Raw genomic sequence first — 8874 nt, 5'->3', positions numbered from 1 at the left:
TTCGCGTTCACTTCTCATTTTACCTGACAGTGATCGCTTTTACTTTTGATATTCTGATGGGAGAATGAAACAGCCCTACCCTTGATAAGGGGGGTGTTGATCCCCCCTTAATCCCCCCTTGATAAGGGGGGTGTTGATCCCCCCTTAATCCCCCCTTGATAAGGGGGGTTTCTGATAATTTTTAACGCCTACCTACTTATTCTGATAAATCGACTAAAAACGTTATCAGATAAGGATTTGAGAGAATGAAACGATCCTAGTGTTCATTCCATGAGATTGTCGGCTATGCTTAAGAATTAAGACGATCACCTTCTTGTCGATGAGAAGCACGGCATAACTTAGCCGTTAGCTGGACTAAAAAGCCATCGCGATCGAGTTCTGCGTATTTCCTGTTCCGAAGTTCTTAATGAGAGTAGATGAACTCGGAAACTTGAAGGCATAACTGCTTACATAGTATTCTTAGGTAGAAGAATAATGCCAAATAATTTTTCGACGCAAAAAAATAAAATTCAGGAAAGATGACTGCTCAATCTCTGTGGAAACCCCAAAAAGTTCACGTAAACCTACTAAGCCGCCTATCTGTGCTTCCCACATCATTAACTTGGTTTCAGACAAACTTTACTGGAATTTGGTTTGGCTGTTTCGAGTCTGACCATGAAATCCAGGATCATCCAGTAACAATGCTGACTCGATTCTATCCGGGTGGTTTTTTCCCGCTGCATGGACATCCCGGTGGTGAAGAGATTTTGGTGCTTGAAGGCAATTTTGTAGATGAAACAGGGGTGCATCCACCAGGCACTTATATGCTTAACCCCGAAGGCTTTATCCATCGCCCCTATAGTGAGGAAGGATGCCTGACTTTTGTTAAATTGCGGCAACATGGTGGTAAAACTCGTCAACAAGTGAGAACCAACATTTTTAATGGCTCTTGGCAAGTAGGTATAGTGCCTGAAATTAAGGTTCAACACCTCTACGAGCAAGCAGATTTCTCAGAAAAAGTCTGGATTGAGCGTTGGCTGCCTAACACTCAGTTGGTGAATGTTGTCGAAACTGAGATTAAAGAAATCTTTGTCATTGAAGGTACCTGGAGTGATGAGTTAGGTAGTTATCCAGTAGGCAGTTGGCTAAGATACCCCCCCCATTGCCCCTACAGTCCTTCCTCAACAACAGGTTGTCTCATTTACGTTAAAACCTATCCTGTTACTGATACAACCGCCAGATTTGTGGTGGGTGATGATTTCCAAGAGCCTGAAGCAACCATCTATGGGATTGAGGGTAGGACGTAGAGCCAAAAAAGACAGGCATTGCGCCTGTCTAAAAAACCAAACAAATCACCTATCAGCTGACCACAAATAAGGAGTTTTTTGCGTCAAATTTCCAAGCAATACCATCGGGATCTCTGATGCGACTCCAATCGGCAAATTCTGTTTCGGATTTATTTTTCTTGTTTCTACCCAAAACGGCCGGGGTAACTCCTAAACGTTTAGCCAAATCCGCCAAACTCATCGATGAGATGGTTTCAGATACAGTGCTTAGAGATTCTTCCCTAACTTCTGATTCTGACTGGGATAAAGAACTGGCAGAACTGTTCAAACTAGGATTAATTATCTCCTCCGGTTCTTGAATTACCGTTTCTTGAACAGCGATCGCTGCGGTATTTCCTTCATCTTTTTCCTCAAATAATTTACCTAAATTAGTCAGAGGTTGGGAGGAGGAAATAACAGGAACCTCCGGGACGGAATTTTCGCTCTTCTCGGCGACAATCAGGGGGGATTTAGTCTCCTGCGATTGCTCTAAATTGGTCCGAGGGAATCTCGATGCAGTAATCGCAGGAATTTGTTTTTCCTCTATTTTTTCTAAAGAGGGGTCACTCTCATCAAAAATACTACCCAAGGTACTGGCGGTGATAAAGTAATAGGCCATACCCTGATCGCCTACAGCTTTTTTTTGCGCCCCAAATTCCTCAGCTTTTTTGTCTAAAAATTGTCTGGCTAATTTGGCCGTGAGATTGGCTTTTGCCGATAGGTCAATCGGGGTGAGACAACCTTGATTGTCCTGTAAAAGTTGATTGAAATAGGGGTTAATCACCGTCGATAATTTTGACCAGCGATAGTCTTGCCACACCTTGACTGCCAGAGTTAAGAAGAAGACAAGTAGGATTAATGGCCAAGCGGTAAAAACAAGGATGATTAGCACCGCTAGGGGAATGATGAGGACGAGAAACCCCGCCGTTTGACGATCGATAATTTTTCCAGTCATAATTTCATAAGCTGCCACAATTAAAATTCTTAATGGCTAGTTTGACTATCTCCTGCCATAAGTGTATATGACCAGTTTAGGCTTTATTGGTCACGCCGGTTAGTTCTAGTCGTTCAAACATGGCAAATCTTGCTTTCAGGGCCAGAGAATCATCAAGTTTTGTTAAAAAAATCGGTTTTTGATACTTTTGTTCTAAAGCTTTTTGGATTAACCAATCGGCTAAAAAGGGATTTTTGGGTAGTAAGGGACCGTGGGCATAGGTAGCGATCGCATTGTGGTAAAATGCCCCTTCATAACCGTCCTCTCCGTTATTTCCGTAGCCAGTAATCACCTTTCCTAAAGGAGAAACGGTCTGTAAATAGGTACGACCCCCGTGATTTTCAAAGCCAATTACTAGCGGTTTTTCCCCGGTCATAGCTTTAATTTCCTCCGCTAAGGGGGAGGCAGTAATTTCAAAAACCACGTTACCGATACAGCGTTTCGCATTGGGGCCGGGATGTTTACTTACTAGGTCTAATAATCCTAATCCCTCGATTCTTTGACCGAAAGCTGGTTCGTAATAATGTCCTAATAATTGTGGGGAACCACAGGTAAAAACTCCCGGTATTCCTGCCGATAATTGTTCTTTCATCGCCGCCGCTTTTTTACCCTGTAAATCCCGCATAACGATCTCCTGCTGCCGATCCTGCGCCCCACCCCCAACAATTATATCTACTTGATAAAATGTCTCGGCTTCTGTTTGAGCATCTAGGGGAATAATTGTCACAGGAATATCACGCCATTGACATCTTCTTTGAATAGTAATAACATTACCTCGATCGCCGTAGGTACTCATTAAGGTCGGATACAACCAGCCGATTTTTAGTTCTATTTCTTGCATAATTTTTAATCAGGAGACAGGAGACAGGAGACAGGATACAGGATACAGGATACAGGATACAGGATACAGGATACAGGATACAGGAGACGGACTGCATCTCAAGTTTGTAGAAATATCAAAAATTATTACAAATATCTGAACAACTGCGTGTAAGCATCTCATACTAAATCCGCTGAGTATAGGCTACATATCAGGAGAGGCACTCCTGCAAGTGGAGCGACTCTTAAATTATGACAGATGTATTAGCAGCTGCGTGTAAGCATCCCACCGAAAAACTAATGCGCGGGGGGTTTGGGGGGTTCTACCCCCCAAACGCTTGGATTGAGTGATAAAATCGGAAGTAATACGGCCATCCGTTGAGTATGGGCTACATATCAAGAGAGGCACTAATGCAAAACGGAGAAGCAATAATCAGTTTTTAATAACTAGATTTAGTATCACAAAAAAAGCTAATGTAAGCTTGCGCTTATGTCCCCCTTTTCTAATTTCTACAAAATCTTTCGACCCGTGAGAATCTCTCGTACTTCTAACATAGCAGAATAGGTGGGTAAAATATGTAAAGTTTCCTCATTTTTGGTGTTATTAAGGGCAATTTGGATCGCTTTTTTTAGATCGGATTCAACAATTAAATCAACCGGATAAGCGAGACTATCCTGACTATATTGTAAGCGTAAAGCCATGTCATAAAGTCGATCGCCCGTTACTACTAAAGTTGTTCCCAAACGGGTTAATTTTTCCGTATCCACATCCCAAATCCAAGAAACATCCGTACCGTCGGGGATGCGATCATTGAGAACTAAGAGAGTAGTAGAAGACTTTTCTTTCTGTAAAATATCAGCCACCGCGCGAATTGTTTCATTCATACCCACAGGATTTTTAGACAGTAAAATCCTAACTTTTTTACCCTCAATTTCTAATTCTTCCGCTCGACCAAAAGCCGCTTTAAAACCCTGAACTGTCTCAAAAATTTCTCGATCTTTAATCCCTAATTCCTGGGCTACTAAACCCGCCGCTAAAGTATTATATTTATTATAAACACCGATTAAAATCTGCGGCCAATCGTGACTATGAAAAGCAGGACTACTCTTTTTAAAGCCGCAACTAGGACAACTAAAATCCCCTAAATGGGAGAGATAAACCCCACGATAATCCAAAGAAGCGCCACATTTAGGACAGTAAATAGAATCGACAGCGTGGGGAATTTCTTCTAGATATAATTCCGGCTCACTTAAGCCAAAATATACAACTCTTTGGGGCAGTTGTTGACCCAAATGGGAAAGGGTCGGATCATCAGCATTGAGAATCACTAAAGTATTGGTGGGTAGGGGAGATATAGCACCTTGCCAACGGCGACTAATTGTATCCACTTCCCCATAGCGATCGAGTTGATCGCGAAACAAATTGAGAGCTAAAATAGCGCGAGGACGACAATCTTTTAAAACCAAAGGGAGAATATTTTCATCCACTTCTAAAATGGCATAATCAGCCTTTAAAGTGCCGAATAAATTGGCATCGGCTAATAAAGCAGTGATTAAACCATTAATTAAATTCGCCCCAGTGGTATTATGGGTGACTTTTGCCCCCTGACGCTCTAGAATAGTTCTTAGGAGTAGGGAAGTGGTAGTTTTTCCATTCGTGCCAACCACCAAGATTACCCCCCCTCGGACTTGCCCACAGAGTAGCGGTAACAAACGGGGATGGAGACGACGGGCAATTTCCCCCGGCAAGACGCTGGCAGCCCCTAAACGGAGTCCTTTAACCACAGCAGTAACGGTTTTAGCCACCGCTACGGCTATCCCTAAACGGATGCGATCAAACAATTGCATGAACTGAGATTCTCATAGCTGTTTCGTGATTTTACCCCTAAAAGAAGACCCGTAAACGGGGTAAGTTCCCATTGATTCTTTTCTACCGACAAAAAAGACAGCCTATAATATAGGTAAGTTTGGCGCTGATTCCACCGCACACGACATTTTAGGGCTAGAGCTTATGGGTTTATTGACAAGATTGGGGATTTCACTGGGATTACTCGCCCTAGGCGGTGCTGTGGGGGTCTTAGGAAATCAGTATTTAAGCAGAAAAGCGCCCCTAGAGGTAAATAAACCGCCGGCAATCCTCCCCGCTTCCCTCTCTCTCCCTGTTATTCCCCAAAACGACGGCAATGTTAATTTTATCGCCCAGGCCGTGCAGAAAGTCGGGCCGGCGGTGGTGCGGATTGACTCGGCCCGGGAAGTGGCCGACCAAATTCCCGAAGAATTTAAACAGCCCTTTTTTCGGCGCTTTTTTGGTAATGAAGTGCCGATTCCCAGGGAGCATTTGGAACGGGGAACCGGTTCCGGGTTTATTGTCAGTACAGATGGACTACTTTTAACTAATGCCCATGTGGTGGAAGGGACAACCCAAGTAAAAGTGACTTTGAAAAACGGTCAAACTCATCAAGGTAAAGTCCTGGGGGTTGACAATATGACCGATGTGGCCCTGGTGAAAATCGAGGCGAAAAATTTACCGACGGTGACTTTTGGCAAGGCCGAAACTTTAATCCCCGGGGAGTGGGCGATCGCTATTGGCAATCCCCTAGGCTTAGATAATACGGTTACGGTGGGCATTATTAGCGCCCTAGGACGCACTAGCAGCGAAGTGGGGGTTCCCGATAAACGGGTTCGTTTTATTCAAACCGATGCCGCTATTAACCCCGGCAATTCCGGCGGCCCGTTGCTAAACGCCAAGGGGGAAGTTATCGGCATTAATACGGCAATTCGGGCCGATGCCCAGGGTTTAGGGTTTGCTATTCCCATCGAAACCGCCCAAAAAGTGGCGGGACAGCTATCTAGCAAGGGTAAAGCGGAACATCCCTACATCGGTATCCACATGGTGACGCTAAACCCAGAATTACGGCAGCAATTGAACGAAACTAAAGAATTAAACTTTAATATTGACCAAAATGAAGGGGTAATCGTCCTGCGAGTGGTGGAAAATTCCCCCGCTCAAAAAGCCGGAATGCAAGCGGGTGATATCATCGAAACTGTGGCAGGAAACCCCGTCAAAACCGCCGCCGATGTGCAGCAAGGTGTAGAAACCAGTGCGATCGGTGGTAATCTGGAAATCGAGATTAACCGCAGGGGTAAACAACAAACTCTCACCGTTCAACCGGGGGTTTTTCCTAGCAAAACTAGCGATTAACAATACCGCTCGGTCAAGGGGCGACCCCTTACCCTACACTGGGAGGAGAGAAAATAGCAGCGGAGCGATCAAAATTGAGGCAGCGGTTACAATTAAAACTATCAATTGGGCGCGGGGCTGCCCTCCTAATCGGTTTGCTGGGATTAACGGCCTGTCAACCGCCTGATCCGCCGAAAATTTCGCCGACAGAATCCCCTAAAATCGAGGAAACTGGCCGCTTAATCCTCAATAATGCCACCTTAGAACAGGCTAACCCCTCCGGACAACCCCTCTGGAAAATTCAGGTCAAAAAAGCTACCTACACCCAAGACCAAAAAATCGCCCGTCTGGAAAATATCAAGGGTAATATCTATCAAGATGGGAAAGTAGTTTTACAGGTTAGTGCTGACCGAGGGGAAGTTTACAAGGAAGGACAGGAAATTCTCCTCAAAGATAATATTGTGGCTGTGGATCCCCGCAATAAAGCCATTATTAACGCGCCGGAATTGCGTTGGCTACCCAAGGAAGGTATTTTAATCTCCCCCAAAGGGATCAAAGGTAGTCATCTACAACTAGAAGCCAAGGCCCGCCAAGGACGCTACGACACGCGCCAAGAAAAACTAGAATTACAAGGTCAAGTGGTGGCTACCGCCAAGGAATCTCGTGTCGTCCTGCAAACCGAGCGCCTGTACTGGGAAATTCCTCAACAAGTCATTAGTACCGATCAAAAAGTCGCTTTTGATCGCTATATTAATAAAACTATTATTGATCGCCTGACTGCTATCGGCGGTCGTTGGGAAAGAAAAAATAATCAGGTTATCCTGCAAGAAAATCTCGAATATCGCTCTTTAGAACCACCTTTACAGATTTCTGGTTCTCAGGCAATTTGGAACTATCAAAATCGTACCCTAACTTCCGATCGCCCCACGGAAATTTTTCAATATCAAGATCAAATCACTATTACTGGTAATCGTGTGGTGGTGGAATTAGGCAATCGCATCGCTTATCTCAAGGATGGGGTTAAGGGAATTAATCAGAAAACTGGGGCGCAATTGTATAGTCAGATCTTAACTTGGAAAATGTCGGAAAAAATTGTCGAGGCCGAGGGGAATATTATCTATGAACAACAGGAACCAAAATTTAATCTCACTGGCGATAAAGCGATCGGCACTTTAGAAGATAATAACATTGTTGTTACCAGTAGTTCCCCCGATCGAGTTGTCACCGAGATTTATCCCCGTTAACAGGAAAAATTAGCCAAAAAAAACTCTCCCCAAAAAAGGGAGAGAGGGGGGGTAAATATTTAAAACCTTACCATTTGAGCAGGTTAAACTGTTCCATATCGATGGTGTCGCGGTTACGATAGATAGTCAGGATAATCGCTAAACCCACGGCTGCCTCGGCTGCCGCTACGGTAATCACGAAAATAGTAAAAATTTGGCCTCGGATATTAGCGGGGTCAAGATAGTTAGAAAAACCCATTAAGTTAATGTTAACAGAATTGAGCATCAATTCGATCGACATTAAAACCCGGACGGCATTGCGACTGGTGACTAAACCATAAATTCCGATACAAAATAAAGCCGCCGCTAATAACAAATAATACTCTAACTGAATCTGCATGATACCTCTTTTTTTGGTCTTATTTAGGGGCGGTTAATTCTCTAGGTCGTTCGGGTAATGTTAAAGCTGTGGCCGTAGGTTCTTCAGCTTTCAGGGTGGGGATAAGGTCACGACGAGCTAAAATAATTGCTCCGACCATGGCCATTAATAATAGCACGGAAGCTAATTCAAAGGGTAGTAAGAAATCACTAAAGAAATGCTTACCGATTTCTACTAAAGTATTAGTCACTACTGCGGGAGAAGTGCTAGAAATTGACCAAGGCGTGATTAAAACCATGGTCGATAACAGGACAAATAAACCCACACAAACTAAAGCAGTAGATGCCCGACGAATCCAACGTTTAGGAATATCAGAAAAGTCCTCTTGCTTGTTAACAAGCATAATGGCAAAGAGAATTAAAACGTTAATTGCGCCCACATAAATTAGAATTTGTGCCGCCGCTACAAAATCAGCATTTAGTAAGAGATATAAACCCGAAATGCTGATAAAAACACCGCCCAATAAAAAGGCGGAATAAACGATATTAGATAATAGTACCACGCCTAAAGCTGTCCCGATTACTAGGGCTGCTAAAATGCCAAAAGATACTATTTGAACGCCCTCGGCTAAATTCACAGTAGTTTCATCTCCTTTTATGTTTGAGAGTTATTAATTATTAGTTATCAGTCAGGGATTAGGTGATGGGGTGGTCACTGCGTGCGCGTTGCGGGGGGGATTGGGGAGAAAAAGCTGTCTCGGAGTCTCCTAACTGCTAATTAATCATTGACATACTCCCACCGTCAAGCTACGCTGTGACGGGGGATTCTTTCCATATCACTATCGGAAATTCCTTGTTCAACGAGACAGCTTAGATTCTCAATGTCTCCATTAAGAATCCAGAGACCGGACTCTCCCAAGGCGTTTGGGTCGGTTTCTGTTTGCCCAACAGTACCGTTGAGATGATTTCCCAAAT

General features: G+C 43.9%; 8 protein-coding genes and 1 pseudogene. 3 read left to right on the top strand and 6 right to left on the bottom strand.

Annotation, left to right across the window (positions count from 1 at the left end):
• Positions 1-518: 518 nt before the first annotated feature.
• Entirely contained in the window at positions 519-1286 is a 768-nt protein-coding gene (locus IM456_RS12125; RefSeq protein ID WP_149988356.1) for a cupin domain-containing protein, read from the top strand.
• A gap of 52 nt (positions 1287-1338) precedes the next feature.
• On the opposite strand, the gene IM456_RS12120 is transcribed toward IM456_RS12125, so the two are convergent.
• From IM456_RS12120 to IM456_RS12110, 3 genes are all read right to left on the bottom strand, one after another.
• Positions 1339-2259, bottom strand: coding sequence for a hypothetical protein (locus IM456_RS12120; protein WP_149988362.1), 921 nt, complete (start codon positions 2257-2259; stop codon positions 1339-1341).
• Positions 2260-2335: 76 nt separating this feature from the next.
• The gene (locus tag IM456_RS12115) at positions 2336-3139 is read right to left on the bottom strand and encodes a type 1 glutamine amidotransferase (RefSeq protein ID WP_149988357.1); all 804 of its coding nucleotides are present in this window, start codon (positions 3137-3139) and stop codon (positions 2336-2338) included.
• Positions 3140-3627: 488 nt separating this feature from the next.
• Positions 3628-4965: a Mur ligase family protein gene (locus IM456_RS12110; RefSeq protein ID WP_149988358.1), complete on the bottom strand. Its 1338-nt coding sequence runs from the start codon at positions 4963-4965 to the stop codon at positions 3628-3630.
• 163 nt (positions 4966-5128) lie between these two features.
• On the opposite strand from IM456_RS12110, the gene IM456_RS12105 reads away from it, so the two are divergent.
• The gene (locus IM456_RS12105; protein ID WP_149988359.1) at positions 5129-6319 is read left to right on the top strand and encodes an HhoA/HhoB/HtrA family serine endopeptidase; all 1191 of its coding nucleotides are present in this window, start codon (positions 5129-5131) and stop codon (positions 6317-6319) included.
• 74 nt (positions 6320-6393) lie between these two features.
• Positions 6394-7542 (top strand): LPS export ABC transporter periplasmic protein LptC, encoded by a 1149-nt coding sequence (gene lptC, locus IM456_RS12100; protein ID WP_149988360.1) that lies wholly within the window; start codon positions 6394-6396, stop codon positions 7540-7542.
• A gap of 67 nt (positions 7543-7609) precedes the next feature.
• Here lptC and nuoK read toward each other — a convergent pair whose 3' ends face one another.
• The 3 genes and pseudogenes from nuoK to IM456_RS12085 all read right to left on the bottom strand — a co-directional run.
• On the bottom strand, positions 7610-7915 hold the full coding sequence (gene nuoK / locus IM456_RS12095) for an NADH-quinone oxidoreductase subunit NuoK (protein ID WP_197533180.1): 306 nt from the start codon (positions 7913-7915) through the stop codon (positions 7610-7612).
• A 25-nt stretch (positions 7916-7940) separates the two neighbouring features.
• Positions 7941-8537: an NADH-quinone oxidoreductase subunit J gene (locus IM456_RS12090; protein WP_002762100.1), complete on the bottom strand. Its 597-nt coding sequence runs from the start codon at positions 8535-8537 to the stop codon at positions 7941-7943.
• A 164-nt stretch (positions 8538-8701) separates the two neighbouring features.
• Positions 8702-8874, bottom strand: a pseudogene (locus tag IM456_RS12085) (RNA-guided endonuclease TnpB family protein); the annotation flags it as partial.

Source organism: Microcystis sp. M079S1 (assembly GCF_020246425.1).
Lineage (GTDB): Bacteria > Cyanobacteriota > Cyanobacteriia > Cyanobacteriales > Microcystaceae > Microcystis > Microcystis aeruginosa.
Note: the sequence above shows the minus strand (reverse complement) of the source record. Positions and strands in the feature narration are given on the sequence as shown.